Here is a 26,998-nt window from a genome sequence, read left to right on the forward strand (position 1 = left end):
TCATTGCAAAGCTGTGTGGCAGGCGCGGTTGCGCGCTTACTGGCAGGCTTCGCAGTCCGGATCATTGATCGAGCAGGCATTGCCGGCCGGTTCCGACAGGATGATCGATTCGGCAATCGGCTTGGCGGCGACGGCGTTGAGCTTGCCATCGGTGCCTTTCAACGTGGACTTTTCCACGTGCGAGGCCGAACGCGAACGCAGGTAATAGGTCGTCTTCAAACCGCTGTTCCAGGCGAGGCGATAGAGTTCGTCAAGCTTCTTGCCGCTCGGGTTGGCGATATAAAGGTTGAGGGATTGGGCCTGGTCGATCCACTTCTGCCGGCGTGAGGCCGCAGCAATCAGCCATGCACTGTCGATTTCGAACGCCGTGGCATAGAGCGCCTTGAGGTCGGCGGGGATGCGGTCGATTTCACCAACCGAGCCGTCGAAATATTTCAGGTCCGAAATCATCACCTCGTCCCACAGCCCGCGCTGCTTCAGATCATGCACCAGTGCAGCATTCACGACAGTGAAGTCGCCTGACATGTTGGATTTGACGAAGAGGTTCTGATAGGCGGGCTCGATGGACTGGGCAACGCCGCAAATGTTGGAAATCGTTGCAGTCGGGGCAATCGCCATGGTGTTGGAATTGCGCATTCCGGTTGTCGTCACCCGCTTGCGCAGAGCTTCCCAATCAAGGGTCGTGCTGCGGTCCATCGAAAGCCTGGCACCGGCGGCCGTGCGGGCCTGGTCGAGCAGTTCGATGGAATCGATCGGAAGAATGCCTTTTGACCAGAGCGAGCCGTTGAAGCTTGGATAGCTGCCGCGTTCGCTGGCGAGGTCAACCGATGCCGAAATGGCATGGTAGGAAATGGCTTCCATGCTGAGATCGGCAAAAGCCACGGCCTCATTGGACGCGTAGGGAATGCGCAGAGCCTGCAATGCATCCTGGAACCCCATCAGCCCGAGGCCAACCGGACGGTGACGCAGGTTGGAAGAGCGCGCTTCGGGGATGGTGTAGAAGTTGATGTCGATGACATTGTCGAGCATGCGCATGGCCGTCGCCACAGTGCGCGCGAGACGCTCAAGGTCGAGGCCCCCAGCTGCAATGTGATTGGCAAGATTGATCGAGCCAAGATTGCACACCGCAACTTCATCCTTCGATGTGTTGAGGGTAATCTCGGTGCACAGGTTCGAGGAATGCACGACGCCGGCGTGACCCTGCGGCGAGCGGATATTGCAGGGGTCCTTGAACGTGACCCAGGGATGGCCGGTCTCGAACAGCATCGTCAAAATCCGGCGCCAGAGATCCAGTGCCCGCACGGTGCGGAAGACACGGATTTCCCCGCGTGCGGCCTTGGCTTCATAGGCCTCGTAGGCGGATTTGAATGCCGCGCCATAGAGATCATGCAGATCCGGTGTCTCGTCGGGTGAGAACAGGGTCCATGGCTCGTCCTTTTCCACGCGACTCATGAACAGATCAGGCACCCAGTTGGCCGTGTTCATGTCATGGGTGCGGCGGCGGTCGTCACCGGTATTCTTGCGCAGATCGAGAAACTCCTCGATATCGACATGCCAGGTCTCGAGATAGGCACAGACGGCGCCCTTGCGCTTGCCGCCCTGATTGACCGCGATGGCCGTATCGTTGGCCACTTTCAGGAACGGTACGACGCCTTGGCTTTCGCCGTTGGTTCCCTTGATATGGGCACCAAGACCGCGCACGGGCGTCCAGTCATTGCCGAGACCGCCGGAATATTTTGCCAGAAGCGCGTTGTCCTTCACCGCTTTGAAAATACCGTCGAGATCGTCGGCGACGGTGGTCAGGAAGCAGGAGGACAGTTGTGGGCGCAGCGTGCCCGAATTGAACAAGGTTGGAGTCGAAGCCATGAAGTCGAACGACGACAGCAGGTCGTAGAATTCGATGGCGCGCGCTTCCCGGTCGATCTCGCGGGTGGCGAGGCCCATGGCAACGCGCATCAGGAAGGCCTGCGGCAATTCGAACCGGATACCGCGTGTCTGCTGGAGATAGCGATCATACAATGTCTGCAGGCCGAGATACTGGAACTGCAGGTCGCGTTCCGGCTTCAGGGCTGCTGATATTTTCCGCAGGTCGAAGCGGGCAAGTTCAGGATCGAGCAGTTCCGCTTCAATCCCAGCCTTCACATAGGCGGGGAAATAATCGGCGTATCGCTCCGCCATTTCATGCTGGGTCGCCTGTTCAGGCCTGCCGAAGACAAAGCTCAAGGCTTCGCGGCGCAGCTTGTCCAGAAGCAGCCGGGCAGTGACAAAGGAATAGTTCGGTTCGGTTTCAACGAGTGTGCGTGCAGCCAGAATGGGCGCAAGCGACAGTTCGTCGAGGGTGATACCGTCATAGAGATTGCGCTGGGTTTCGCTGAGGATCGGGGTGGCGCTGACCCCGTCAAGTCCTTCGCAGGCTTCATCGATGATTCGGGCGAGGCGCGCCGCATCGAGCGGTGCCCTGGTCCCATCAAGCAGGGTGACGCTGAGGGACGGGCCGGTTTCGGCCACGGGTTCCACCAGCTTCGCCCGTTCTCTCGCGCGTTCTTCCCGGTAGAGCACGTAAGCGCGGGCGACTTTGTGGTTTTCGCTGCGCATGAGGGCAAGTTCGACCTGGTCCTGCACGTCTTCAATGTGAAACAGACGGCCTTCGCTGCTGCGGCGCTTCAATGTTGTCACGATGTCGGCGGTCAAGCCTTCGACGACATCGTGCACACGGCGCGAACCGGCAGCGACATTGCCTTCGACGGCGAGGAAGGCTTTGGTGAGAGCAACGGTGATTTTCAGCGGATCGAAGGGGGTGACCGAGCCATTGCGCCGAATGACGCGGTAGCCGGGCTCGCTGGATGATGGCTGCAGTTCGGCAGGACGAACCGGCGACTGACCGTCGGCGCGGGTGGTTTGAAGAGAAAGAGACATATGCTTATACCCCAAATGTTGGGGGCAAAGGTCGAGCGCACGCGTGCAAGAATCCGGTCAGCTTGCGGCCGACCATTGCAAGCGACACACCGGGACACCCCGCCCGTGGACGTTCATCATGTCATGGCAGGTCTCCTGGCTCACAGGTCGGCGCTGGTGTCGGCCTTCCCGAAGCTGGGCTTCAGTGGCATTGTCGACAACAACTCGCTGTTTACAGTTGCGGGGGCAGCGCCGGCATCAATGTCCAGGACATTTCACCGGCTTCCCTCTTAGCTCCCGGTCTTGCGACTCGGAGAGAACCATAACGTCTATATTTAGTATCAAATCGCAATTTTTAGTCAATAGATAGATAGCGACAGCTTCGCGTGCTCAGAGCACTGCGGATTGCGGCAAGACGAACGGTACGGATTTTCCGGGCAGACCGCCGACCTTGAGCGCACATTCATAGACGCGCAGGATGCGGTCATCCGTCAAGACTTCCATGGGGGTACCCACAGAATCGGCCCTTCCCCTGTGCATGACCACGACGCGGTCGGCAAACATGGAGGTCAGGTTGAGGTCATGCAGGATCGCGATGACCCCGCCACCGCGATCGGCAAAATCGCGGGCAATCTGCATGATGATCAGCTGATGTTTGATATCGAGGCTTGAAACCGGCTCATCAAGAAAGAGAAAGCGCGGCTGGCCGTCCAGCATCGGTTGCCAGACCTGGCAGAGGACGCGCGCCAGTTGCACCCGCTGCTGCTCGCCGCCAGAGAGTTCCTGATAGAACCGCCCGCCGAAACCCGCGAGGTCGACGCGCTCAAGCGCTTCATCGGGCAGTGTGTCCACGTTGTGGCGCGAAGCACCGGAGCGGCCGCTGGTCATGCCCAGCTTGACGATCTCACGCACGGTAAACGGGAAGGACAGCGAGGTGGATTGCGGCAGGATCGCCCGCATGGTTGCCATCTGCCAGAGCTTCAGCCGGTTGATCGGCGTGCCGTTGATGCTGATGACGCCCTCATGCGGCAGATCACCGGAGAGTGCACGCATCAGGGTCGTTTTGCCTGACCCATTGGGTCCGACGATAACTGTGAATGCGCCTGCCTCAGCATCAAAGGATATGTTCTCGACGATTCTGTTTCGACCGAGGGACACGGAGACATTGGAAACACGGATCATGATCAGAGGTCCAGAATGCCGCGGCGACGCAGCAATATCCACAGGAAGAAGGGTGCGCCAACGGCTGCCGTGACGATGCCGATCGGCAATTCGGCTGGAGCAACGATGGTCCGGCTGACCGCATCGGCAATCAGAAGGAGGCAGGCGCCAAGGAGAGCGGCGGCCGGCAGGAGATAGCGATGATCGGGGCCAATCACGAGGCGCAGCAGATGCGGAACGACGACGCCGACAAAGCCGATGCCGCCGCTCACCGCAACCGATGCGCCGGTGGCCGCAGCGACGGTGACAATGGCGATGCGTTTGAAGCGCTGTACCGGAATGCCGAGATGGCTGGCCGATGCTTCCCCGAGGGCGAGCCCGTTGAGGCCGCGGGCGAGGAATGGTGAAATGACGAGGGCGAGCGCAATGAGCGGGCCTGATGCGGCGATCTTGACCCAATTGGCTCCCGCCAGCGATCCCAGCCCCCAGAATGTCAGGTCGCGCAACTGTTTGTCGTCGGCGACATAGACCAGGACACCGATATAGGCGGCGGCCATGGCGCCGAGCGCAATACCGGCGAGCAGCATCGTGGCGATGGACGTTTGCCCGCGCCGCGTCGCGACGTGGTAGAGGATGAGCGTGAAGATGAGGGCGCCGAAGAAAGCGGCGAGCGGCAAGGCATAGAGACTGAACAGAGCGATCACCGGGGCGAGGAAGGTTCCGCCGAGAACGATGATGCTGACCGCGCCAAGCCCGGCGCCCGCCGAGACGCCGACAATGCCGGGGTCAGCCAGCGGATTGCGGAACAATCCCTGCATGACTGCACCCGATACGGCAAGGGACGCGCCGATCAGCGCGCCGAGAATGACGCGGGGCAAGCGGATATCGTAAATGATGATGCGATCACGGACGGAGAGCGCATTGTCCGTGATATCGGATCCGGCAATCAGGGACTTCACGACGGAGAGGACCGATGCATCGGATGCACCAAAGGCGAGGCTGAAAAGGACTGTGGCAACGAGCGCGACGCACAGGCAAGCAATGACCATGCGCGCAAACACTGACCGGTCACCATCCGGGCGCAGTCTGCTGCCGCCCTGTGCGGAAGCAAGGACGGCAGGTTTTCTCAAGACGGTCTCACTCATTTGCCGAGTTCGTTGCCGTAAATGGCTTCGGCCAGCTCGTGAATTGCCTTGGGCGCACGCGGCCCGAAGCCCAGCAGATACTGACCGCTCATGCGGATGATCTTCTTGTCTTTGCCGGCGGGCGTCGCGGCGATCGCCGCATTGGCAAGAAGGTCGGCATTGTCGGACGCATGGTCACCACCGCGGTCCATGACCAGAATGACGTCGGGTTTGGCGGTGATGATCGCCTCGTCCGTCAATGGCTTGTATCCGGGATATTCCGTGATCGCATTGTCGGCACCGGCCAGTGCGATGATCCCATTGGCTGCCGTTTTGGTGCCGGAGGCCATGATCTTGCCGCCTTGGGCGCTGAGGACAAACAGAATCCGCTTGCGGTTCTTGATGTTCTTCGTTGCGTCTTCGGCCGCCTGCAAATCCTTCTCGACCTGCGACGCCAGTTTTTCCGCCTTGTCGTCAACGCCAAGTGCCGTACCCACCACGCGTATTTTCGCCGCGATACTCTTTCCGGTGTAATCTTCCGGCACAAAAACGAAGGGCAGGCTGGCCTTCTTCAGGACATCGATGGTTTCCTTCGGGCCGCTGCCTTCCACGGCAATGATAGCCGTCGGATTGATGGAGAGAACCCCTTCGGGGGACAGCGCGCGCATATAGCCGACATCGGGCAGCTTCTGCGCCGCTTGCGGGTAGGTACTCGTCTGGTCACGGCCGACGAGGTGCCCTTCTTCCCCCAGCGCATAGACGATCTCCGTGATGGAGTCGCCGATGGACACTACCCGGCTCGCATCGGGAAGACGCCCGGTCACTTCTTCTGCAGAAGCCATGCCTTGTGCGTAAAGCAATGCCATCAGCCCGGCGAGCGAAGCGGCGAGATGCAGCCTTGCCGGCTTGCTCTGGCGTTTAGCGAACATGGTCATTTCCTTACGCGGCCGAACGCAGGATGCGCGGCAGGTTTTCGACAAGCTGGCGCCAGTCTTCCCGTTCGCCCGAACCCTCGTGGCGCTTGCCGAAGAACTGGATGATCATTTCCCCTTCGGCGCCGTAGGCTTCGAGCGATGTCACATGACCGTCCTTGGTCGGTTTGCGCACGGCCCACAACTCGGCAATGTGATCGAGGCGCAGGTGCATATGAAAGGTTTCATCGAGGATATTGAGCCAAGGCCCCATCGGCTTGATGTTCGCAATCGGACCCGAATGGATCTGGATGCAACCGCGATTGCCGACAAAGCACATGATCGGTATCTGCTCCTGCGCCGCATGCTGCATCATGGCGCTCAAGGCGTCGCGATCCAGTGCCCAGGCATAGTCCTGCCCGATCACCTGCACCGCCTGATGGCGGGTCATCTTCAGCGAGCGCAGAATGCCGAAGAATTCATGCACATCCTTCATCTGGGTCCAGCGATCGCGCAGGCCGTCCGCATCAAGTTCATGAATTTCCGCAGTCTTCTCCTCGGGCTTCGGCAAAGCCGTCAGTTCGATACTCTGCGACTGGTCATCGAGGCGCAGCTTGGCGACAAGTGCGTGGTAGGCATCGAGATCGGAAGCCGGGCGCAGATGGATTTTGTGGATTGCCTCACCGGCGGCATCGAAGAACTGGAGACTGCGACGGATGAATTCGCCGTCCTGCTTTTCCACCGCAAAGCCGTGCGCCCAGCTGTCGGGAAACAGCCGCAGATCGATCTGCTCGCCCAGCAGCATGGAGGCATGCTTGCCGACAATGGGCTTGTCGTAGACGCCGATCTTTTCGTGCACCGCGCTTTCGTTGCGCGTCAGCGCCATCACCTCGCCCAAAGTCTGTATCTCGGTCAGGAAGGTTTCGATGCGCGGCGTGATGCGAATGACATTGAGGCCACAAAAAGCTGCAACCAGATCAGCCTCGGTGATGCCAAGCTGCTGGGCAAGGTCGCGCTCGCGCATTTTGGGGTTGTCTGCCCGAGCTTGCCGGATGTCCTGGGGTGCTGGCTTGTGCGTATCAGTCATTGTCTTCGGATGCCTATCAATGCGTTACTTGTTGAGAATGAGTTTGCCCTGGCGGGTGATTTTCAGGCGGTAAAGCGAGCCGGCATGTTCGATGCCGACTTCGTTGGAGCCGTCGAACAGGATTTCGCTGCCGTAAACGCGCATATCCGTTTGCCGGACCGGCATGAGTTCGCGTGCGAGCGGGGCCAGCCTCGGAAGCCGGACTTGAAGATCGATGATTTGGCGTCGTGACATTGCTGGCCAGCCTTTTCGTGCTGTCGTTGCCGGAATGCTCCGGCAACGGATAGTTCAAACTTGACTCGTATGATCATATTTATTACTCAACATAAAGAGGAGTCAACGAGTCAAGTTAGTTGGCGCTTGAAAAACATCACAAAATTGCAAGCGCGCTGACCGCGAGCCTGCAAAAATTCTTGAAGTTCGAGCTATCCCAGCAAGCGCAACGGCTGGAAATTTCGAATTGCGCAGCGCAATTTGCGGCAGGAAATGGTTTGAGCATGACCGCTGCTCCCGCCATGATGAAGCCTGCTGCAACAGGGAAGGCGTCGGGGTACGAGTCCTCCCCGGCGCCAACCCTGACAAAAGAAAAAGGCCCTTGCGGGCCTTTTCCATGTGCAGATTGATCATGCCCTGATCGTGGAGATCAGAACGGCGAATCAGGGAAGTAGAATTCCTTGGCATTGTCCTTGGTGACCAGGGTGGCATCCAGGATGTATTTGCCGCGCACAGGAACCTGATCGTAGAAATTGGCAACCGTCAGTTCGAGTGCCGTTGCGATCATGGACGGCGGATAGAGAACATTGATCGGTGTCATGGCATCGCCATCGCTGACGCGCTTGATCATGTCCTTCATGCCGGCACCGCCGATGACCATCTTGATGTCGGTGCGCTTGGCCTGGCTGATGGCCTCGAGTACGCCGACGGCCATGTCGTCATCCTGGCACCAGACGGCATCGATCTTCGGGAACTTGGTCAGATAGTCCTGCATGACCTTGAAGGCGTCATCGCGTGACCAGTTGCCGAACTGCTTGTCGAGCACCTTGATACCGCTTCCGGCAATGGCTTCGTCAAAACCCTTCTGGCGTTCTTCGTCAATGACGATCGGCAGGCCGCGAATGACCACGACGTCACCGGTGCCAAGCTTGTCCTTCAGATATTTGCCGGCGACACGGCCGAGCTCCGGATTGTTGCCGGCGACGTACAGATCCTGAATGCTCTGATCGGACAGGGCGCGGTCGACAACCGTGACGAATACGCCCTTTGCCTTGACCTGACGGATCGGGTCGGTCAGTTCGTCGGAATTGTGCGGCAGGGTGACGAGTGCGTCGATGCCCTGTGTGGTCAGGTCTTCCAGTGCGTTGGCCTGGGAAGCACCATCGGGTGATGTCTTGATGGTGATCTTGAGGCCGGGATGGTTGGCCTCAAGAATCTTGGCCGCCCGTTCGGCGTGATAGACGACGCCGCCGGTCCAGCCATGATCGGCAGCCGGAATGGAAACGGCGATATTGACTTTCTTATCCGCGGCGTGAGCCAGGACCATGCTTGACGCGAGCAGCGCGCCGGCAAGTCCCACGATGAGTTTACGCATATTTCTCTCCCAAATATTCTACGGGCCTTTGTGTCGAGGTCGGCGGGTGGCCCATTCTCCCCCTCCCAAACTTTTATCGCTGTCTATCCCTTGCGCTGCAGTGTCCGCTGCACCAGCATGGCGATGATGATGATGACGCCCTGAACCGCACCGATCAGATATTCACTGACGAAGTTGGACAGGACCATGATGTTGCCGACGATCTCCAGCATGAAGGCGCCGCAAATGGTTCCCCAGATGCGGCCGACCCCGCCTTTCAGCGCCGTGCCGCCGATGACAACAGCCGTAATGGCCTGCAATTCCCACAGCATGCCGGTGGTCGTGGTTGCCGCCCCAAGCCGCGGGACGTAGACCACTACGGCTATGGCCACGCAGATACCTTGAATGACATAGGTCATGGCGCGGACACGATTGACGTGGATGCCGGAATACCGCGCGACGTCTTCGTTGGAACCGACCGCGATGACGTGCCGGCCAAAGGAGGTCTTGTAGAGGATGAAGGCACCGAGCAAACCGACGGCGATGATGATCCAGACCGGTATCGGCAAGCCGAGGAACGTGCCGGTATAGACCGGCCGGAACAGATTGCGCATTTCGCTGGATTTCATGGCAATCGATCCGCCATTGGCCAGCCAGACCGTGACGGAGCGGTAGATGGCCATCGTTCCAAGCGTCACGATGAACGGTTCGATCCGCCCCAGCGTCGTGACGGCGCCGTTCACCAGCCCTGCACCTGCCCCGACGCCGATGGCGATGACGACACCGGCGGCCAGCATGGCGAAATTGCCGTCGATGGCGGCAGAATTCAGGAACAGGATCATGATGCCGGCGACAAGCGCAGCCATCGATCCCACCGACAGATCAAGCCCGCCGGCCGAAATCACGAAGGTCGCGCCAACGGCGATGATGGCGATGAAGGACGAGCGGGTCAGCACGTTCAATATATTGTCGATGCCGATGAAGCTTGGATTGACCAGGGCGCCCAGAACGAAAAGCGCGGCAAGCGCCAGGAATGGCGCAACTGCCGTCTTGTCGATATCCGCCAGCTTGCGGCCAAGGCCGCGCGTGTCGGTATTTGCTTGCGTATCGCTCATGCGGACCCCGTTGCGTATAGTTCTGCTTCGTTTGTTTTGACGCCGGTGGCGTAGACGACGATTTCATCTTCCGTCATCGCGTCACCCGAGACCTCGCCGACAATGCGCGCGGAGCGCATGACAAGGATGCGGTGACAGATGCCGATCAGCTCCTGCATCTCGGAGGAGATGACGATGACCGATTTTCCTGACTTGGCGAGATCGGCGATGAACCTGTAGATCTGTTCCTTGGTGCCGATATCGATACCGCGCGTCGGCTCATCGATGATGACGATGCTCGGATCAAGCAGCATCATCTTGGCGAGCAGGAGCTTTTGCTGATTGCCGCCGGACAACTGGCCCGCCAGCAGATCGCGCCGCCGGGCCCGGATGTCGAATTCGGCAATCGCCTTGTCCAGCCCCTGTTCTTCCTGCTTGCGCTCGATGAGCGGGCCTTTGGTGAATTTTTCCAATGAGGCCAGCGTGAGGTTGGTCCGCAGGTTCTGTGCCAGAAGCAGTCCCTTGCCCTTGCGGTCTTCGCTCAGGTAGACAATCCCGGCGGCCATGCTGTCGCGCACGCTGTGAAACCGCACCGGCTTGCCGTTCAATTTGACCTGCCCATGTCCGGGACGCAGCCCGACAATGCCTTCGAACAGTTCAGTCCGTCCGGCGCCGATCAGCCCGGCAAAGCCGAGTATTTCGCCCTTGCGTAGAGTAAAGGATGCCTCGCGGGCATAACCCGGGACATCAAAGTTGCTGACTTCCAGAATGGTCTCGTGCGTCGCCGTTTCTTCCCGCTCAGGATAAAGCTTCGACATGTCACGTCCGACCATCAGTTTTGCCATGTCGACGGGCTGCAACTCAGAAGCGTTTCGAGTTGCAATCAACTTACCATCCCGAAGCACGGTGATGCGATCAGCAATGGCACCAACCTCAGGCAGGCGGTGCGAGATGTAAAGCACAGCTACATTCTGGTCGCGCAGGTTGCGGATGACCTTGAGCAGCGCTTCGGTCTCATAAGGGGTGAGAGATGCCGTGGGCTCATCGAAGATCACGACGCGGTGCGGCACCTGCAGCGCGCGGGCAATCTGCACGAGCTGGCGCCGCGCAATGGATAGCCGCGACACCGGTGTTGTCGGATCAATGTCAGCACCGAGCTTGCGCACGGCTTCCGCTGCCAGCCGGTTCATCTCGCGGTCATTGACCATGAGACCGCGTTTCAACTCGCGCCCCATGAAAATATTCTGCGCGACGGTCAAATGCGGTGCGAGCAGGATTTCCTGGTGCACCAGCACAAGGCCGCGATGTTCCGCATCGACGGGACCGGCGAGGGTCACGTCCTCCCCATCCATCGCAACCGAGCCGCGGGTCGGCTGCAGATGGCCGCTCAGAAGCTTCATCAGCGTCGACTTGCCGGCACCGTTCTCGCCGATGATTGCATGCACCTCGCCGGGCTGGATGGTGAGGCTGATATCGGTCAGCACCTCCACCGGCCCGAAAGCCTTGGCGATGCCGCGGGCTTCAAGCACGGGCAGCAGAGTTGACTGTGTGGCGGGGTCTGAACTCATCTTTCCTGGCACCCCTCTCTGCCCTGCCGGGCATCTCCCCCACAAGGGGGGAGATCAGCCTCCATTATTGTGCCAGCCATTTTGCAGCGTTGCCCCATGGATAGAGGTATCAATGCCAATGTGATCTCCCCCCTTGTGGAGGAGATGGCTGGCAAGCCAGAGGGGGGTGATATCCGCTTTTCCATCACACCTTCGTCCAGACACCGCCGGCCTTGGATGATTTGACCGCCGCATCGATGAACTCCATGCCGGCAAGTCCATCCTCGACCGTCGGATAAATCACATCCTTCGGTGTCTTCTTGCCCGTCCGGGCGGCAATGATCGCCTGTGCGGCTTCCGTATAGATATTGGCAAAACCTTCAAGATAGCCTTCCGGATGACCGCCGGGAACGCGTGTGACACGGGCGGCTTCCGGCGATGCGCCCGCTCCGCCGCGGGTCAGCAATTGCTTGGGCTTGCCGAACGGTGTGTACCAGAGATAATTCGGATCGGCCTGGGTCCATTCCAGCCCGCCCTTGGTGCCGTAGACGCGCAGTTTCAGGCCGTTCTCGTGTCCGGGTGCCACCTGGCTTGCCCACAGCATGCCCTTGGCGCCGTCATCGAAACGCATCAGGATCTGCACGTCGTCATCGAGCTTGCGGCCTTCGACGAAGCTGGTGAGTTCGGCGCACAGCTGCTTCAGCGTCAGGCCGGAAACAAAACAGGCAAGGTTATAGGCGTGCGTGCCGATATCGCCGATGGCGCCGCCTGCGCCCGAACGCGCCGGATCGGTACGCCATTCCGCCTGCTTCGATCCTGAGTCCTCCGCCTTTTCCGTCAGCCAGTCCTGCGGGTATTCGGCCTGCACCAGACGGATCTTGCCAAGGACACCCTTTTCGACCATGGCGCGGGCCTGCCGGATCATGGGGTATCCGGTGTAATTGTGTGTCACGGCAAAAATCTTGCCGGTCTTCTTCACCAGTGCCACGAGTTCCTTTGCGTCCTTCACCGTCGTCGTCAGCGGCTTGTCGCAGATCACATGGATGCCGGCTTTCAGAAACGCTTTTGCGGCGGGTGCATGCATATGGTTCGGGGTAACGATCGCCACCGCCTCAATCCCATCCGGTCGCTTGGCTTCCGCTTTCGCCATCTCTTCGAAAGAACCATAGGCACGGTCTTCCGCAATGCCGAGTTCCTTCGCCGAGGCCTTGGCGCGCGCCGGATCGGAGGAGAGTGCTCCGGCGACGAGCTCGTATTGATCGTCGATGCGCATGGCGATGCGATGCACGGCGCCGATGAAGGCACCCTGCCCTCCTCCGACCATGCCGATGCGAATGCGCCGGGTTGCCGCTTTTTCTCTGCTTGCTTCAATAGCCATTGCCGCTTCCTTCCGTTCTTATACCAGACCAAGGATACGGCGGTTGGCCGCGTCATCGGTTCCTGCGCCAGCGAAATCATCGAATGCCCTTTCGGTCACGCGGATCAGATGTGCGTTGATGAATTCAGCGCCTTCACGTGCACCGTCTTCCGGATGCTTGAGTGCGCATTCCCATTCCAGCACCGCCCAGCCATCGAAGTCATAAGCCGTCAGCTTGGAAAAGACGGCGCCAAAATCCACCTGCCCATCACCAAGCGAGCGGAAACGGCCGGCACGATTCACCCAGGACTGGAAACCGCCATAGACACCCTGACGCCCCGTCGGATTGAATTCGGCGTCCTTGACGTGAAAAGCCTTGATGCGCTCGTGATAGATGTCGATGTAGTCGAGATAGTCGAGCTGCTGCAACACGAAGTGCGAGGGATCATAGAGCAGGTTGGCGCGCGGATGATTGTTCACGCGCTCCAGGAACATCTCGTAGGTGATGCCGTCATGCAGGTCTTCACCCGGATGGATTTCATAGGCCGCATCGACACCTTGTTCATCGAGGTAGTTGAGGATCGGTGTCCAGCGTTTGGCCAGTTCGTCGAATGCCGCTTCGACGAGACCGGCAGGCCGCTGCGGAAAGGGATAGAGGAATGGCCAGGCCAGCGCGCCCGAGAATGTCGGCATGACTTTCAGGCCAAGATGGTTGGAGGCACGTGCGGCGCGCTTGACCTGATCGACCGCCCATTCCTGGCGCGCCTTGGGGTTGCCATGCACTTCGGGCACGGCAAAACCGTCCATCAGTTCATCGTAGACCGGATGAACGGCGACGAGCTGGCCCTGCAGATGGGTTGAAAGCTCGGTGATGGTGAGGCCATGCGCATGGGCAATGCCGGCGACTTCATCGCAATAGGTCTTGGAGTCCGAGGCCTTCTTGAGATCGAACAGCCGCGCATCCCAGGTGGGAATTTGAACACCCTTGTAGCCGAGGGATGCTGCCCATTGGCAGATCGCGTCGAATGAGTTGAACGGTGCCGCATCGCCCGCAAACTGCGCGAGGAAAATGGCTGGTCCCTTGATCGTCTTCATGTCTCGTCTCCTCCAATTCATGCGGGCGCCTCGGGCAGGCACCCCTCCGGTTTCTGTTCAGGGCATGTTGTCCCTGAGAAAAATATCGATGCGGATATGTTCCTGCCCCGGCACAATGGGACGGCCTTCGCGCAGGGCGGTGAGAATGCGTGCGGTGCTGCGCGCCATATGCCCGACATCCTGATTGATCAGTGCATCCACGGTGCCGCGCACCAGATGGCGGCGGGTCGAGGCGGTGAGTTCATGCGCCACGAAAATCACGTCGGAGACACGGCCGGTTGCTTCGAGCGCGGCGACAACACCCGCCTGGCCACCGCCGGCATTGTAGATGGCGACCAGATCGGGATGGTCGCGCAGCAGCGCGCGGGCGACCGTCTCAACCCGTGCATTCTCGTCCCGTGCTTCCCGCACGGGCAGAACTTCAAGATTGGCGTATTCGCGGGAAATGACCTGTTCGAAACCGAACTGCCGCTCCACGTGGTCGCGCAGGGCCAGCGAGCCGGCAATCATGCCGACCTTGCCCTTGCGCGGTCCGACAAAGCGGCCAATCAGCGATGCAGCGGTGCGCCCGGCGGCGTAATTGTCGATGCCGACAAAATGGGCGCGGCGCGAATTCGGCACATCGGAAACCAGTGTCAGGACAACCACACCCCTGTCGGCAAGGGCGTTGATGGCTTCCGTCACGGCGGGATGGTCGAGCGCGACGACAGCGACGCCGTCGATGCTGGAGGGCAGCCGTTCGAGCGCCGCCGCCAAAGCCTCGCCGTCGAAAGTATCGACATATTGAATGGAAAGCCGCACGCGTTCCTTCAACTGGCGTTCGCGGGTTGCACGAAACTCCGCATCCAGCGCCTGCATGAATTCGTTTTCGCCGGTCGGCAGGATAATCCGGAAATCATAGTCCCGTCCGCGCGCAAGGCGTGATGCGTGCTGATCCGGATGAAATCCAAGCAGTTTGATGGCCGCGTTGACGCGTTCGATGGTGCGCGCATGCACACCATTCCGCCCGTTCACAACACGATCAACCGTTGCAAGACTGACACCGGCTTCTCGGGCGACGTCTTCAAGCGTCATCTTTACCACGAGAATTCTCCTCCGCTTGATATACTAGTTCGGTGAAATGAGGTGTGCAACTCTTTTTGACGGGTTTTGATGGGAATTTTGATGGACGCAATGTTGTCCTGCTGCAACTTGCGTGTCGTTGTGTTGATCGCTGACGCTGCTGCGAGCAGCGCGCCTTAAGCAAGGTCACCGTCTCACGACAATGACCTTGCCCGAATTGTCCGATTGATCCGGAGTTTGGCAGTTTGAATTATTCGCCATTCTCGAAATCAGTGCTGCGGGTGACGGTTTCCCAGGCATCGATCTCATCGGCAATCTCATCCAGTTTGCTGCGGGCACGGCGCAGCGCGTCGCTGCCGAGCAGCAGATGAAGAGGCGGATTGTCGGCGCGAACCAGGTTGATGATCACTTGTGCTGCGAGATCTGGATTGCCCAGCTGTCGACCCGCGACGGAATCGAAGGCGGCAGAACTCCGTCCGATCGTCTCGGCATAGGCAGCGTCTTCGGCGTCGCTTTTGCGGATTGAATGAGACGAAAGGAAGTCCGTCCTGAATGCGCCAGGGGCGATGGCCGTTACTTTGATACCAAGCGGTGCGATCTCCAAAGCCAACGCTGATGAAAGGCCTTCAAGCGCATATTTGGCGGCGGCATAAACGGCCGATCCTGTGGTCGGCGCGCGCCCGGCAATCGAGGTGATGTTGATGATGTGACCGTGGCGCTGCGCGCGGAGGTAAGGCAATGCGGTCCGAATGATCCGGAACGGTGCAAAAACATCGACAGCAAACAGTCTCTCGACATCCGCATCCGATGCCTTCTCCAATGCACCCAGCAGCCCGTATCCGGCATTGTTTACGATGACGTCGATCTCGCCCGCTATTTCAAAAGCCTTCGCTACGCTGGCGGCTGCGGCCTGACCGTCGACCAGATCAACATTCAGCACATGCAAGGTGCCGCGATCATGATCAAGTTCGAACGACCCTGTCCGAACTGTCCCGATCACAGTATCTCCCTCTGCCAGTGCTGCCGCGGCAAGTGCCTTGCCAAGGCCACGCGAAATTCCTGTGATGAACCAAGTTGTCATTTCTTTATCCTTTTCAATGAACCAACGAGAAAATGGCAGAAAGGCTACGCCTTTATAATGCGCTAAGAGATTACAGCGCTTGTTAGCTCAGCTAAGTAATGTATGATGCTGAAATGGATATCCTGCTCGCCGGACATGACTACAATCAGCTTCGCGCCTTCATTGCCGTCGCCGAATTTCTGAGCTTCTCCCGGGCTGCCGACAGCCTCGGCGTCTCCCCTTCAGCGCTGAGCCAGATGGTCCGCAGTTTCGAGGAGCGGGTGGAGATGCGCCTCCTCCACCGGACGACGCGAAATGTGTCACTGACGGAGGCTGGTGAGAATCTGCTCCAGCGAGTCAGGCCCGCGGCATTCGAGCTCGGAAGCGCCGTCGCACAGGCTCGCCGTTCAGGCGAGCATCCTGCCGGCACGGTAAAGGTGCATTCGTTCCGATCAGCAGCCCGAAAACACATTGAACCGATTCTTGCCAGCTTTGCCCAGCGCTATCCCGAAGTGCTGCTCGACATTACGGTGGATGACGAGGTCATTGACATCGTCGCAGGCGGTTTTGACGTGGGCTTGCGCATAGGGGAGGTAATCGAACGCGACATGATCGCCGTTCGTCTGGGATCCGAGCTTCGGCAGGTGGTGGTGGCGACGCCTGATTACCTGGCGCGTCATGGACATCCGGAGCATCCGCGCGATCTCGTCAGTCATCGTTGCATACGGTGGCGCTGGCCGGGCCGGGCCACGCCCTACGCCTGGGAGTTCTTCGAAAATGAGAGCTGGTTCAGCGTCTCCGTCCAAGGACCGTTGATCTTCAGTGACAAGGAAATGGCACTGGGAGCGACGCTCAAAGGAATTGGGATCGGTTTTCCGATCGAAGACACCGTTGTCGATCACATTGCCGAAGGCAGGCTCGTCAGCCTGCTGGATCCATGGTGCGCTCCGTTTCCAGGGCTATTCCTGTGCTATCCCAGGCAGCGTCATATGGCACCTGCGCTGCGGGTTTTCATCGATGCCGTGCGTGCTGGCGCCTGAATGCTCAGTTTCTGCCAGCGGTCCGCATACCACCGCCCCGTCACATGGTTGTAACGCGATTGGCGCATAGGCGGTGCCAAAGATCGAAAAGCATTGTAAAAGCGGCGCATGACCGACATTCACATCCAGAATCTGACCAAGCGCTTCGGCGAGACGGTTGCTCTCAGAAATATCTCTATCGATTTCCCCGCAGGGTCGTTTACCTCGCTGCTGGGACCCTCCGGTTGCGGCAAGACCACTCTCCTGCGTCTGATTGCCGGGTTCGAGGCACCCGACGATGGCGCCATTGATTTTGGCGACGAGCGGATCGCCGATGTGCGCCGGCAGAAATCGCCGGAGGAGCGCGGTGTCGGTGTGGTCTTCCAGTCCTATGCCCTGTGGCCGCATATGAATGTTGCCGAGAACGTCGCCTACCCGCTGAAGACCCGGAAGGTTGCCAAGGCCGAGATCGCGCAGCGCGTCAAAGCGGTACTGGAAAGCGTCAGTCTCGGCAGTTTCGCCGATCGGCGGATCGAGGAACTTTCGGGCGGCCAGCGGCAGCGCGTCGCCCTCGCCCGCTGTCTGGTTGCCGACGCGAAAATCATCCTTTTCGATGAACCGCTTGCCAATCTCGACATGCATTTGCGTGCTTCGATGATCGAGGCTTTTCGGGATATTCATCGGCGCACCCGCGCGACGATTGTCTATGTCACACACGATCAGTCGGAAGCCTTGGCGCTTTCCGATCGCATCGCGGTGATGAATGCCGGCAACATCCTGCAGATCGCTGCACCGGTGGAGGTCTATCACTCCCCTGCGGATCAGCGCGTGGCCGGGTTTATCGGCCGCGGCACGCCGGTTTCCGGCACGGTTGTCGAAAGGCAGGCATCATCGGCTCTCGTTGATGTGGCGGGGTATCGTCTTGCAGCGCGCGGCGTTGCCGATGGCTCCGACACGATCAAGCTGCTGCTGCGTCCCGAAGCTCTCCGTCTCGCCGATGATGGGCTTGCTGCCACAGTACAGGAAAGCACCTATCGCGGTGCCGTCTACGAAACCCGGCTTGAACTGGCCAACGGCGAGCGCCTGACGCTCGATAGTTCCTCGGCGCTGCGCATTGGTGAAACCGTGCATGTCGCCATTGCCGACGCGTGGATCATTCCCGGCTGATCTACCGCCAGGGCAATACACCGGGCGGGAGCTTTTTGCCGAGACGGTCGAGAATCGCCAAAAGTACCACGACAATCAGGATTGTCGTCACGGCAATGGCCGCCGCATGGGTACCAAGCCCAGCCTCTTCGAGGCTGAACAGCACGACGCCGAGCGTTTCATGCCCGCTTGACCAAAGCAGTGCCGAGACCGTCAATTCGTTGAACGCGCTCATGAAGACAAGCAAAGCGCCTGCAACCGCCGCAGGTGCCGTCAATGGACCGGTGATGGTCATGAGCCGGCGCAGCGGACCGGCGCCGGACACGGCGGCCGCTTCATTGAGATCACGCGACAGCTGCCCGATCGCCGTTGTGACCGGTTTCATGGCCAGGGCGAAGAAGCGCATGAGATAGGCAACCAGGATAATCCACGCGGTGCCGTAGAGGCTGCCGATCAATGGCAGCGGCCGCAGGAACAAGAGAATGCAGGCGATGGCAAGCACGATGCCGGGCAAGGCATAGGGCAGTTCGATTGCGCCATGCAGGATGCGTTGCGACAGGCGCGAGAAGCGCTCCAGGCCCACGGCGACCGGAATGGAGCCAATGGCGAGGATGAGAGCAGCACTTCCGGCGAGAATGGCCGAGTTCCAGAAGGCGCGGCTGGTGGAAGCCTGCCGGAACAGAACTTCCTCGAAATTGGCGAATGTCAGGGTGGACCAGTTGAGCGGGACGCCGAAAGACGGGATCAATGCCGTGGTTATCAGAGCAAGCACCGGCAGGATCAGCATGAACAGGATGGCGACCCAGCCAAGGGCGGCGAACAGCCAGCGGTAGCGGCCAAGAGCAAAGCGCGCGGGTGTTCCCGCCGTAAATCGGTGGTTGACCTTCTTGAGTGCCAGCGCCTGCAGGACGACACCAAGCAAGGCAAGCATGGCAATGACGACCGAGAGTGCGGCAACCTGCGGCAGCACGCTGGGACCAAAACTGGCGATGCGCTGGTAGATCATCGTCGTCAGAGTGAGATAATTGACCGGCATACCGAGCAGAGCCGGAATGCCAAAATTGCCAACACCCGACACGAAGGCAAGCGCCGTGGCAGCAACGAGATAGGGCCGTACCATCGGCAGGATGATCGTCAGGAGCACGCGAAGCGGCGATGATCCGGAAGAACGCGCGGCCTCGACCAGATCGCGGGGAACGCGGGTGAGCCCTGCCCGCAACGTGATGAAAACAATGGGCGCATGCTGGATGGCATAGAGCAGGATGATGCCATTGCGGCCAAGCAGCGGATTGGAGGTGCCCGGCGGCGGTGCAAGACCGAAAGCACCAAGCAGCGTGCTGGATGGCCCGAACAGGTGCAGCCATGACAGCGCCATCACCTGCGGCGCAATCATCAATGGCAGCAGCAGCAGGAAGCCGAGTGTCTTGCGCCCCGGCAGATCGGTCATGGCGATGCCGACGGCAAAAGGCGCGCCTACCACGAGGGCGAGCAGCGCGCCGAAGAAGGCCGTATCCAGGGTGTTGAGCGTGGCTCGCATGACCGAGGCACTGGAAAGCCGCCCGGCCATGGCGGCAAGATCAATCTCGCCGCCGGGTGCGACGGCTGTCACCAGCAGCCGCAGCATCGGTAAAAAGCTCAAGGCAAAGATGATGGCGAGAACCAGCACGGCGGACAATCCGCCATCCTGCCGGAAATAACGCCACAATCTATATGCCGGGGAACCCGCATGTGTGGATGCGGGTCCGGTGTTGTCTATGGAATGCACAACGGCCAAAGGCGTTTACTGCCCCATCACTTCGCTGAACTTTTCCTTGTTCTTGGTCTCGTTGGCGAGCGCGCCGGCGGCATCGAACGTCATGACCTTGATTGAGGCGCGGTCGGGATAGCCCGCCGGCAAGGCAACGTCGGCACTCGCGGGGATATAGCCCATCTTGGCGGCGAGCTCCTGACCGTCCTTCGACAGGAGGAAGTTGATGAAGGCTTTTGCCGCTTCCGGATTTTTCGCCGTCGACAGGATGCCGGCCGGCTCGGTGACAGCCGAAACGCCTTCCTTCGGGAACACGAACTCGACCGGAGCGCCCTTGGCCTTCTCGCGGATCGGCATGTAGTCGACGATCATGCCATAGAGCTTGTCGCCGCCGCTGACGGCTTTGAGGATATCGCCATTGCCGCCCGCAGCCTGTGCGCCATTCTTGGCAAGCTCCGCATAATAGTCCCAACCCTGTTTGAGATTTTCGGTGAGCGTAACGGTGTGAATCAGGGCAGCACCCGATGTCAGCGGACTTGGCATGGCGACAAGACCTTTGGCTTCCGGCTTGGCGAGATCGGCCCAGCTCGTCGGCACAAACGGTGCCTTGGTGTTATAGACAATGCCTGTCGTGATGAGCTTGGTGGAGAAGTAGGTGCCGTCCTTGTCAATGAGCGCCGCGTCGATACCCGAAGTCTTTGCGTCCTTGAAGGGCAGCAGGCGGCCTTCCTTTTTCAAGCCTTCCATCGTCACCACATCGGCAATCAGCAGAACGTCGGGCTGCGGCTGGCCGGCTTCGATTTCGGCGCGCAGCTTGGCCATGATCTTGGGCGTTCCGTCGCGCACCCATTCAACCTTGATACCGGGGTTCTTCGCCATGAATGCGTCGGCGGTTTGCTGTGCATCAGTGTTGGGCTGGCTGGTATAAAGGACAAGTTTGCCGTCTGCGGCAAACACCGGCTGAAGACCGGCGGCAAGCAAAACGGAAGCGATAAGAATGCGGCGCATGATAACCCCTTTTTGTCAGGACGAGACGAACCCGCTTTGATTTTTGCAGGCTCATATTGATCGGTCACCCCTATACAAGCCGGATAACGGTTCTATGACATCTAGACAAAAGTTGTAAGGTTTTCATCGGGTGAATTGGCCCGAAAAACCCCATCAAAATTTTTTACTTGTCATCCCGCTGTTATAAACAGACAGTACAAAGAAAAAAATTGCACAGCTGCGCAATGGGATGGAAAATGACTGAACCTGCTTTCCTCAAAGTCGAGCGAATGAGCGTGGGGTATGGCCCGACGACAGTACTCGACAATCTAGACCTCGACATTCACAAGGGTGAATTCGTGGCGCTTCTCGGCTCGTCCGGTTGCGGCAAGACAACGCTTCTGCGGACGATTGCCGGCTTCTCCAAGCCGTTCAGCGGTTCCATCCAGGTTGCGAACCGCGATGTCACCCAGATGCCGCCGGATAAGCGCGGTATGGCGCTGGTATTCCAGTCCTATGCGCTATGGCCGCACATGACCGTTGCCCAGAATATCGGCTATGGGCTGAAGCTGCAGAAGCGCTCCAAGGATGTCATCCACGCGCGTGTCAACGAGATGCAGAACCTGCTGGGCCTTGGCGGTCTCGGCGCCCGCAAGCCGGCTCAGCTTTCCGGCGGGCAGCGCCAGCGCGTGGCGCTCGGTCGGGCGTTGGCTATCGATCCGGAAATTCTGCTGCTGGATGAGCCGCTTTCCAACCTCGATGCCCGTATCCGCCTGACAGTACGCCATGAAATCCGCTCGCTGCAGAAGCGGCTTGGCATCACTGCCATTCATGTCACGCATGATCGCGAGGAAGCCATGGTGATGGCCGACCGTATCGTCATCATGAATGCCGGACGCATCGAGCAGCAGGGAACGCCGGAGGACGTCTACAACAAGCCCGCGTCGCTGTTCGTTGCCGCGTTCATGGGCGCGGAAAATGTTCTGTCCATGCAGGCGCGGGTCAACGGCGCGCAGATTGAACTGGCGGAAGGTGCGTTCAATCCCTCGACGGTCACGGCATTGTCGGGCCGTGCGCTTGCCAGCGGGCCGGTGCAACTGCGTTTTCGTGCCGAAGCCGCCCGCCTTGCCGGCAGCGGCGATACGGTTTCCGCCGAGCCGGGTGCGCTCGAATTGCGCGGCCGGATTGCCAGCGTCAGCTATCCCGGCGGTCATTGGCGCCATGCTGTGCGGCTGGGCAATGACGAAATCCTCGTCGATGCGGATACCGCCTTTGCCGAGGGAGAAACCGTCAAGGTGCATATCCCGGCGCATTCGCTTTTCATTTTCAACGCGCCGCAGGTTGCTGCGGTCGCACATGCCCATTGAGGACAGGTGGCCGGTACGCCGGCCCCTGCCCCATAGACTGCCAAAACAAAACATCCATGCTCAACGGGAGTTCACGATGAAAACGTTACTACAGGCTTCACTTATCCTCGGACTGGCGGCCACACCTGCGGCAGCCGGTGATCTCACCGTGTTGACGGCGGGTGACCAGAACATGGTCGATTACGTCAATGATTACCTCGCCCCGATCTTCGAAAAGGAAAATCCGGGCACCAAGGTGCGTGTTGTCGGCACGGGCCCCGGCGATGCCGGTTCGCAGAAGATCGTCGAGCGGTTCGACGCGCAGGCCAAGGCCAACACGGAAAAATGGGATGCTGACGTGGCCGTCGTCCACGAGAAGTTCGCCGGTCCCATGGTCAAGGAAGGCTATCTGGAATCCTATCGTACAAAGATTCCTTCCGGCGTCATGGTGACAAGCGACAAGGCAAAAATGGCGCTTGGCGCCAATGTCGACGGTTATGTCATGCCGATGTTTTCCAGCCAGACGGCTATCGCCTACAACCCTGCGCTGATCCCCAACCCGCCGAAGAGCTATGAAGAGCTGGTTGCCTGGGCCAAGAAGAACCCGAAGCAGTTCGGTTACAACGGCATCAAGGGCGGTGCCTCGGGCGTCAGCTTCGTCATGGGCTGGATTTATGCTTTCGGCGATGGCGATGCCAAGAAGTTGATGAATGGCCCGTTCGAAGAAGCGGAAACCAAGAAGTGGGACAAGGCATTTGCCGGTCTGAAAGATTTCACCACCAATGCGACCCTGACGCCGGGCAATGCCGGAACGCTCGACATGCTGAGCCGCGGCGAAATCGCCATGGGCCCGGTCTGGGTTGATATGTTCTATTCCTGGAAGGCAGACGGCAAGCTGCCGCCGGAAATGAAGCTGTTCCTGCCTGCTCCCGGCATGCCCGGTCAGCCGATGCACTATGTCATCCCTGCCAAGAGCCCGAACACAGCCTTGGCTGAAAAGTTTGTTGCCCTTGCCACCAGCCCGAAGGTTCAGGCTGAAGGCATCGTCAAGCGCTTCAACTGGTACCCTGGCATCGATGCGAAATATGTGCAGCCGGAACTCGACAAAGCCAGCTGGGACAAGCTCTTCGTCGATATTTCCCCGGAAGATCTTGCCACCAAGGCAAAGCCCTTTCCGATTGCCAAGTACAATTCGGCAATTCTCGAAGCATATGAGCGCAACGTAGCCAACTAATAGCGCGTGCCCTTCGGACCACCGGCCCAAGCCGGTGGTCCTCTCCCCTCTTCTGGAATATGCCGATGCAGAAACGCCTTCTCGCCATTCTTCTCGTGATCCCGGCACTGGTCATGATCGTGCTGTTTTTCATCGTGCCGCTCGGCGCGTCGATTGTCGGTGCCTTCGTTGTCGGGGATAGCTACGGCATCGGGAATTTTGCCAAATCCTTCGAGCTTTATTCCAGCGACATGATCTTCACGTTGCTGATTGTCGGCGTGTCCACCCTGCTGATCGGCTTTTTCTCGATCGCCATCGGCGGATATCTCACGCTGGGCGAGAATCCGCGTGCTGTCGCCGTGCTGCGCTGGCTCTATCGCTGGCCCATGTTCATTCCGTTTATCGTCGTGGGTCAGATCCTGCGCACATTCCTGGCCAAGAACGGCCTGATGAACAATATCCTTGTCAGCCTGGGCGTCCTGACACCGCTTCAAACGGTTGGCTTTCTTGACTGGCGCGGCATCGTCATTGCCTTCGTCTGGAAGCAGACACCATTCGTGACGCTGCTGGTTGCGGGCGCGATGGCCTCGCTCGACCGCAGCACCATTGAAGCCGCGCGCAATCTTGGCGCCTCGCGGCTGCGTATCCTCATCGAAATCATTGTTCCGCAAATCGCCGGAACCCTGCTGGTCGGCCTTATCCTCTCCTTTGTCACCATGATGTCGGTGCTTTCGGTGCCGTTGATGATCAATGCACAGTCCCCCACCATGTTGACCGCCGATATTGCATTCCGCATCAATGCCCATGGCGACTATGGCGTTGCCAATGCGCTCGGCATGATATCGCTGCTGCTGACGGCCGGTGTCGCCCTGGTCTATCTGCGCCAGTCAGTGAAGGAGCGTTCGTGATGACCCGGATCGATTTTTGGTGGGTTCCCCGCGCGCTCGTCCTTGGCCTGCTTGCCTTTGTGATTTTCGGGCCGCTGACCAACCTCCTGCTGTGGACCGTCGCGGAGAAATGGTATTTTCCGCATATGCTGCCGCTGGAATATGGTTTCAGCTTCTGGCAGCGGGTGTTCTCACCGCGCGGCAATGCCATGGAATCGCTGGTGACGAGCATTGTCGTGGCCAGCCTGACCGTGGTGGTGGCCCTCGCCCTGGCCGTTCCCGCCGGTTACGCGCTGTCGCGGCTGAAACTGCCGTTCCGCAGCCTGATCCTGCTCGCCTTCCTCATTCCGCAGGCTTTCCCCAATCTGCCCGTCTATGTGAACATTGCGCGGTTCTTCTACCAGATTGGCCTGAACGGCACGATCATGGGCGTGGTGCTGGTGCACGTCACCCATGGTCTCGTCTATGCGGTGTGGATTGCCACGGCAGCGTTCTCCGCCGTGCAGATCGATCTGGAGGAAGCCGCCCGGTCCATTGGTGCCGGTCCCCTGCGCGCCTTTCGTGACGTGACCCTGCCTCTTGCGGCGCCCGGGCTTCTCGCCAGTGCGATTTTTGTGTTTCTGGAGTCGCTGGATGAGTTTACCGGCAGCTATTTCGTCGGCGCGCCCGACGTGAACACACTGCCGCTATTGCTCTATACGGCGGGGTCGGGCGGCAACTATCAGATTGCATCGATCACCGCGCTGCTGCTACTCATCCCGTCTATCGGCTTTATGCTGGTGGTGGAGCGATTCTTGCGCGCCGATGTGCTGTCCAAAGTCGGACACTAGAGGAACAAGCATGGATTCGAACGGCGACGATCTACCGAAGAAAACCCAGCACTATGTCAGTGCCGTCGAGGTGGCAAGAAAGGCTGGCGTGTCCCGCTCTGCGGTGTCGCGGGCGTTCACACCCGGTGCCAGTGTTTCTGCCAAGAAACGCGAAAAGATCATGGCTGCCGCCGAGGAGCTCGGCTATCAGGTCAACGATCTGGCGCGGGGTCTTTTGGCAAGAACAAGCCGGCTGGTTGGCCTTGTCGTCACCAATCCGGAACTGGGCTACCGCTCGCATCTCGTCGCAGCCTTGACCAAGGCGCTGATCCATCGCGGCAGTGTACCCATCGTCATCAATACCGGCCGCACGGAAGAGGAACTTGTCGCCGCGCAAAAGACGCTGTTCGGCTACCGCGCCGAGGCAACGATCATTCTGTCCGGTTCTCCCCCCTCCTCTTTCGTCGAGCTGGCGCGGCGCAACGGTCAGCCGCTCATCGTGCTCGGGCGGTCTGAAACCGGGGCCGATGACGTCAATATCGACAACGAAGGTGCAGGCCGCGAGGCTGCGCGGGTTTTTCTCGCCAATGGATTGACGGCATTGGGCTTTGCCGGAACGGTGTCCCGTACGCCGACGACCATCGAACGCGAGAACGGCTTCTGCCAGGAAGCGGCTGCGCATGGGGCGACCGTCATCATGGGGCATGGCGGCAATTCCGATTATGCGGGCGGGCAGGAGGCGGCGCGGCAGCTTTTTGCCGGCAGCAAACACCCGCAGGCCGTATTCTGCGTCAATGATCTGGTTGCCTTTGGTCTTATCGATCATGTGCGGCGGCACACAAATCTGAGGATTCCGGAGGACCTGTCCGTCATTGGGTTTGACGATATACCCGAAGCAGCCTGGGAAACCTACAATCTCACGACCTTCCGCCAGGACCCGGCGGTCATGGCTGCACACGCCGTGGCCCTGCTCGATCAGCGGCAGGCCGAGCCGGATTGCCCGCCCATGCACGACCGGCTGAACACGCACATCGTTGTGCGTGGCAGTGCCCGCATCCCCCATTCAATCAAGCCCTGATATATCCGAGACATTCCATGAAAATTATCCAGGTTACCGATCTGCATCTTGTCACGCCGGGCGATATTCTGTGCGAGCGCGATCCGCTGAAGAATCTTCAGGCCTGCATCGCCGACATCAATGAGAACCATGCGGATGCAGAACTGGTGATTTTCACCGGCGATCTCAGTGATACCGGTCATGAGGACAGCTACCAGGCGTTGGCGGGTGAACTGGAAAAGCTCATTCCGTCGTATAAACTGCTTCTCGGCAATCACGATAACCGCAGCGCATTTCTGCGGGTTTTCGATTCGGTCACGCCGGAGGACGGTTTCGTCCAAAGCGTGGTCGATACGGCGCAGGGGCGCCTGATCCTGCTCGACACCCTATCGGAAGGTTTTGTCGAAGGGCGTCTGGATGAAACCCGGCAAGCCTGGCTGAAACGGCGTCTGGCAGAGGCGGCCGGCCGGCCGGTGTTCCTCTTCCTGCACCATCCCCCCTTCCCTATTTTCCTGCCGCTCCTCGATGGGCTCGGACTTGTCGAATCGGAAGCGCTTCATGCCATGCTGCGCGAGCATGGCAATGTCAGGCATATTTTTGTCGCCCATGCGCACAGGCCGGTGGCGGGCAGCTGGCGCGGCATTCCCGTGAGCGTCATACGCGGCACCAACCACCAGACGGCACTGGATTTTTCACCCGACCGGATCATGACGACGCTCGAGCCGCCGGCCTATGCCGTTGTGTTTATCGATCAGGATACCGTGATCGCCCATTTCCACGATTTCCTCGATCGTACCGCCGCCTATCGCTAGCGGTTCGCCGGATTG

24 protein-coding genes and 1 riboswitch are annotated in these 26,998 nt (G+C 59.5%); of the genes, 9 read left to right on the top strand and 15 right to left on the bottom strand.

The window, feature by feature from the left end; all coding sequences use genetic code 11:
- Nucleotides 1–36: 36 nt before the first annotated feature.
- The 6 genes from ACIQWS_RS16920 to hemP all read right to left on the bottom strand — a co-directional run bounded on the left by ACIQWS_RS16920 (nucleotide 37) and on the right by hemP (nucleotide 7,343).
- Complete coding sequence (locus ACIQWS_RS16920) at nucleotides 37–2,916, bottom strand: ribonucleoside-diphosphate reductase subunit alpha (RefSeq protein WP_403181757.1); 2,880 nt, start codon at nucleotides 2,914–2,916, stop codon at nucleotides 37–39.
- Nucleotides 2,917–3,023: 107 nt separating this feature from the next.
- Nucleotides 3,024–3,235: riboswitch (cobalamin riboswitch) on the bottom strand.
- A gap of 50 nt (nucleotides 3,236–3,285) precedes the next feature.
- On the bottom strand, nucleotides 3,286–4,077 hold the full coding sequence (locus tag ACIQWS_RS16925; protein ID WP_403181760.1) for a heme ABC transporter ATP-binding protein: 792 nt from the start codon (nucleotides 4,075–4,077) through the stop codon (nucleotides 3,286–3,288).
- A gap of 2 nt (nucleotides 4,078–4,079) precedes the next feature.
- On the bottom strand, nucleotides 4,080–5,201 hold the full coding sequence (locus tag ACIQWS_RS16930; protein ID WP_403181765.1) for a FecCD family ABC transporter permease: 1,122 nt from the start codon (nucleotides 5,199–5,201) through the stop codon (nucleotides 4,080–4,082).
- A complete protein-coding gene (locus ACIQWS_RS16935; RefSeq protein WP_403181768.1) occupies nucleotides 5,198–6,115 on the bottom strand; it encodes a hemin ABC transporter substrate-binding protein in 918 nt (305 codons plus the stop codon). Before ACIQWS_RS16935 ends, ACIQWS_RS16930 begins: the two co-directional genes overlap by 4 nt.
- Before the next feature lie 4 nt (nucleotides 6,116–6,119).
- Nucleotides 6,120–7,178 (bottom strand): hemin-degrading factor, encoded by a 1,059-nt coding sequence (locus tag ACIQWS_RS16940; protein ID WP_403181772.1) that lies wholly within the window; start codon nucleotides 7,176–7,178, stop codon nucleotides 6,120–6,122.
- A gap of 24 nt (nucleotides 7,179–7,202) precedes the next feature.
- The gene (gene hemP, locus ACIQWS_RS16945) at nucleotides 7,203–7,343 is read right to left on the bottom strand and encodes a hemin uptake protein HemP (RefSeq protein WP_223614931.1); all 141 of its coding nucleotides are present in this window, start codon (nucleotides 7,341–7,343) and stop codon (nucleotides 7,203–7,205) included.
- A 188-nt stretch (nucleotides 7,344–7,531) separates the two neighbouring features.
- Here hemP and ACIQWS_RS16950 point away from each other — a divergent pair, with 188 nt between their 5' ends.
- Nucleotides 7,532–7,801, top strand: a complete 270-nt coding sequence (locus ACIQWS_RS16950; RefSeq protein ID WP_346306406.1) for a hypothetical protein — start codon at nucleotides 7,532–7,534, stop codon at nucleotides 7,799–7,801.
- A 20-nt stretch (nucleotides 7,802–7,821) separates the two neighbouring features.
- Here the strand turns inward: ACIQWS_RS16950 and ACIQWS_RS16955 are convergent, their stop codons facing one another.
- The 7 genes from ACIQWS_RS16955 to ACIQWS_RS16985 form a co-directional block, all read right to left on the bottom strand.
- Nucleotides 7,822–8,766 carry a substrate-binding domain-containing protein gene (locus ACIQWS_RS16955; RefSeq protein ID WP_346306407.1) on the bottom strand — a complete coding sequence of 315 codons (945 nt, stop codon included), beginning with the start codon at nucleotides 8,764–8,766 and terminating at the stop codon, nucleotides 7,822–7,824.
- A gap of 83 nt (nucleotides 8,767–8,849) precedes the next feature.
- Nucleotides 8,850–9,860 carry an ABC transporter permease gene (locus tag ACIQWS_RS16960; RefSeq protein ID WP_288192149.1) on the bottom strand — a complete coding sequence of 337 codons (1,011 nt, stop codon included), beginning with the start codon at nucleotides 9,858–9,860 and terminating at the stop codon, nucleotides 8,850–8,852.
- Entirely contained in the window at nucleotides 9,857–11,407 is a 1,551-nt protein-coding gene (locus tag ACIQWS_RS16965; RefSeq protein ID WP_403181780.1) for a sugar ABC transporter ATP-binding protein, read from the bottom strand. Before ACIQWS_RS16965 ends, ACIQWS_RS16960 begins: the two co-directional genes overlap by 4 nt.
- Nucleotides 11,408–11,591: 184 nt before the next feature.
- Nucleotides 11,592–12,764: a Gfo/Idh/MocA family protein gene (locus tag ACIQWS_RS16970; RefSeq protein ID WP_403181783.1), complete on the bottom strand. Its 1,173-nt coding sequence runs from the start codon at nucleotides 12,762–12,764 to the stop codon at nucleotides 11,592–11,594.
- Nucleotides 12,765–12,782: 18 nt separating this feature from the next.
- Complete coding sequence (locus ACIQWS_RS16975; protein WP_403181787.1) at nucleotides 12,783–13,838, bottom strand: sugar phosphate isomerase/epimerase family protein; 1,056 nt, start codon at nucleotides 13,836–13,838, stop codon at nucleotides 12,783–12,785.
- Between the two features lie 57 nt (nucleotides 13,839–13,895).
- Nucleotides 13,896–14,912, bottom strand: coding sequence for a LacI family DNA-binding transcriptional regulator (locus tag ACIQWS_RS16980; protein ID WP_403182541.1), 1,017 nt, complete (start codon nucleotides 14,910–14,912; stop codon nucleotides 13,896–13,898).
- Nucleotides 14,913–15,150: 238 nt separating this feature from the next.
- A complete protein-coding gene (locus ACIQWS_RS16985; protein ID WP_403181790.1) occupies nucleotides 15,151–15,981 on the bottom strand; it encodes an oxidoreductase in 831 nt (276 codons plus the stop codon).
- 113 nt (nucleotides 15,982–16,094) lie between these two features.
- Between ACIQWS_RS16985 and ACIQWS_RS16990 the strand changes: the two genes are divergently transcribed.
- Both ACIQWS_RS16990 and ACIQWS_RS16995 read left to right on the top strand, forming a co-directional pair.
- Entirely contained in the window at nucleotides 16,095–17,000 is a 906-nt protein-coding gene (locus ACIQWS_RS16990) for a LysR family transcriptional regulator (RefSeq protein ID WP_403181793.1), read from the top strand.
- 108 nt (nucleotides 17,001–17,108) lie between these two features.
- Nucleotides 17,109–18,146, top strand: a complete 1,038-nt coding sequence (locus ACIQWS_RS16995; protein ID WP_403181796.1) for an ABC transporter ATP-binding protein — start codon at nucleotides 17,109–17,111, stop codon at nucleotides 18,144–18,146.
- A 1-nt stretch (nucleotide 18,147) separates the two neighbouring features.
- Here the strand turns inward: ACIQWS_RS16995 and ACIQWS_RS17000 are convergent, their stop codons facing one another.
- Nucleotides 18,148–19,791, bottom strand: a complete 1,644-nt coding sequence (locus ACIQWS_RS17000) for an ABC transporter permease (RefSeq protein ID WP_403182543.1) — start codon at nucleotides 19,789–19,791, stop codon at nucleotides 18,148–18,150.
- Between the two features lie 114 nt (nucleotides 19,792–19,905).
- On the bottom strand, nucleotides 19,906–20,880 hold the full coding sequence (locus tag ACIQWS_RS17005) for an ABC transporter substrate-binding protein (RefSeq protein ID WP_403181799.1): 975 nt from the start codon (nucleotides 20,878–20,880) through the stop codon (nucleotides 19,906–19,908).
- A gap of 236 nt (nucleotides 20,881–21,116) precedes the next feature.
- Between ACIQWS_RS17005 and ACIQWS_RS17010 the strand changes: the two genes are divergently transcribed.
- The 6 genes from ACIQWS_RS17010 to ACIQWS_RS17035 all read left to right on the top strand — a co-directional run bounded on the left by ACIQWS_RS17010 (nucleotide 21,117) and on the right by ACIQWS_RS17035 (nucleotide 26,983).
- The gene (locus tag ACIQWS_RS17010; RefSeq protein WP_403181802.1) at nucleotides 21,117–22,226 is read left to right on the top strand and encodes an ABC transporter ATP-binding protein; all 1,110 of its coding nucleotides are present in this window, start codon (nucleotides 21,117–21,119) and stop codon (nucleotides 22,224–22,226) included.
- Nucleotides 22,227–22,302: 76 nt separating this feature from the next.
- Nucleotides 22,303–23,439 (top strand): extracellular solute-binding protein, encoded by a 1,137-nt coding sequence (locus ACIQWS_RS17015; RefSeq protein WP_403181805.1) that lies wholly within the window; start codon nucleotides 22,303–22,305, stop codon nucleotides 23,437–23,439.
- A 65-nt stretch (nucleotides 23,440–23,504) separates the two neighbouring features.
- Nucleotides 23,505–24,326 carry an ABC transporter permease gene (locus ACIQWS_RS17020; RefSeq protein WP_403181809.1) on the top strand — a complete coding sequence of 274 codons (822 nt, stop codon included), beginning with the start codon at nucleotides 23,505–23,507 and terminating at the stop codon, nucleotides 24,324–24,326.
- On the top strand, nucleotides 24,326–25,135 hold the full coding sequence (locus ACIQWS_RS17025; protein ID WP_374042667.1) for an ABC transporter permease: 810 nt from the start codon (nucleotides 24,326–24,328) through the stop codon (nucleotides 25,133–25,135). Before ACIQWS_RS17020 ends, ACIQWS_RS17025 begins: the two co-directional genes overlap by 1 nt.
- A gap of 10 nt (nucleotides 25,136–25,145) precedes the next feature.
- The gene (locus ACIQWS_RS17030) at nucleotides 25,146–26,192 is read left to right on the top strand and encodes a LacI family DNA-binding transcriptional regulator (protein ID WP_346306332.1); all 1,047 of its coding nucleotides are present in this window, start codon (nucleotides 25,146–25,148) and stop codon (nucleotides 26,190–26,192) included.
- A gap of 17 nt (nucleotides 26,193–26,209) precedes the next feature.
- The gene (locus ACIQWS_RS17035) at nucleotides 26,210–26,983 is read left to right on the top strand and encodes a phosphodiesterase (RefSeq protein WP_403181815.1); all 774 of its coding nucleotides are present in this window, start codon (nucleotides 26,210–26,212) and stop codon (nucleotides 26,981–26,983) included.
- Nucleotides 26,984–26,998 lie beyond the last annotated feature (15 nt).

Source organism: Phyllobacterium sp. NPDC097923 (assembly GCF_044760925.1).
Classification (GTDB): Bacteria; Pseudomonadota; Alphaproteobacteria; order Rhizobiales; family Rhizobiaceae; genus Phyllobacterium; species Phyllobacterium calauticae.

Coding starts and splice junctions, on each gene's coding strand:
- ACIQWS_RS17035 (WP_403181815.1), top strand. CDS start 26,210: ATGAAAATTATCCAGGTTACCGATCTGCATCTTGTCACGCCGGGCGAT.
- ACIQWS_RS17030 (WP_346306332.1), top strand. CDS start 25,146: ATGGATTCGAACGGCGACGATCTACCGAAGAAAACCCAGCACTATGTC.
- ACIQWS_RS16975 (WP_403181787.1), bottom strand. CDS start 13,838: ATGAAGACGATCAAGGGACCAGCCATTTTCCTCGCGCAGTTTGCGGGC.
- ACIQWS_RS16990 (WP_403181793.1), top strand. CDS start 16,095: ATGGATATCCTGCTCGCCGGACATGACTACAATCAGCTTCGCGCCTTC.
- ACIQWS_RS17015 (WP_403181805.1), top strand. CDS start 22,303: ATGAAAACGTTACTACAGGCTTCACTTATCCTCGGACTGGCGGCCACA.
- ACIQWS_RS17020 (WP_403181809.1), top strand. CDS start 23,505: ATGCAGAAACGCCTTCTCGCCATTCTTCTCGTGATCCCGGCACTGGTC.
- hemP (WP_223614931.1), bottom strand. CDS start 7,343: ATGCCGGTCCGGCAAACGGATATGCGCGTTTACGGCAGCGAAATCCTG.
- ACIQWS_RS16960 (WP_288192149.1), bottom strand. CDS start 9,860: ATGAGCGATACGCAAGCAAATACCGACACGCGCGGCCTTGGCCGCAAG.
- ACIQWS_RS17010 (WP_403181802.1), top strand. CDS start 21,117: ATGACTGAACCTGCTTTCCTCAAAGTCGAGCGAATGAGCGTGGGGTAT.
- ACIQWS_RS16930 (WP_403181765.1), bottom strand. CDS start 5,201: ATGAGTGAGACCGTCTTGAGAAAACCTGCCGTCCTTGCTTCCGCACAG.
- ACIQWS_RS16940 (WP_403181772.1), bottom strand. CDS start 7,178: ATGACTGATACGCACAAGCCAGCACCCCAGGACATCCGGCAAGCTCGG.
- ACIQWS_RS16925 (WP_403181760.1), bottom strand. CDS start 4,077: ATGATCCGTGTTTCCAATGTCTCCGTGTCCCTCGGTCGAAACAGAATC.
- ACIQWS_RS16995 (WP_403181796.1), top strand. CDS start 17,109: ATGACCGACATTCACATCCAGAATCTGACCAAGCGCTTCGGCGAGACG.
- ACIQWS_RS16980 (WP_403182541.1), bottom strand. CDS start 14,912: ATGACGCTTGAAGACGTCGCCCGAGAAGCCGGTGTCAGTCTTGCAACG.
- ACIQWS_RS16965 (WP_403181780.1), bottom strand. CDS start 11,407: ATGAGTTCAGACCCCGCCACACAGTCAACTCTGCTGCCCGTGCTTGAA.
- ACIQWS_RS16935 (WP_403181768.1), bottom strand. CDS start 6,115: ATGACCATGTTCGCTAAACGCCAGAGCAAGCCGGCAAGGCTGCATCTC.
- ACIQWS_RS17005 (WP_403181799.1), bottom strand. CDS start 20,880: ATGCGCCGCATTCTTATCGCTTCCGTTTTGCTTGCCGCCGGTCTTCAG.
- ACIQWS_RS16955 (WP_346306407.1), bottom strand. CDS start 8,766: ATGCGTAAACTCATCGTGGGACTTGCCGGCGCGCTGCTCGCGTCAAGC.
- ACIQWS_RS16920 (WP_403181757.1), bottom strand. CDS start 2,916: ATGTCTCTTTCTCTTCAAACCACCCGCGCCGACGGTCAGTCGCCGGTT.
- ACIQWS_RS16985 (WP_403181790.1), bottom strand. CDS start 15,981: ATGACAACTTGGTTCATCACAGGAATTTCGCGTGGCCTTGGCAAGGCA.
- ACIQWS_RS17025 (WP_374042667.1), top strand. CDS start 24,326: ATGACCCGGATCGATTTTTGGTGGGTTCCCCGCGCGCTCGTCCTTGGC.
- ACIQWS_RS16970 (WP_403181783.1), bottom strand. CDS start 12,764: ATGGCTATTGAAGCAAGCAGAGAAAAAGCGGCAACCCGGCGCATTCGC.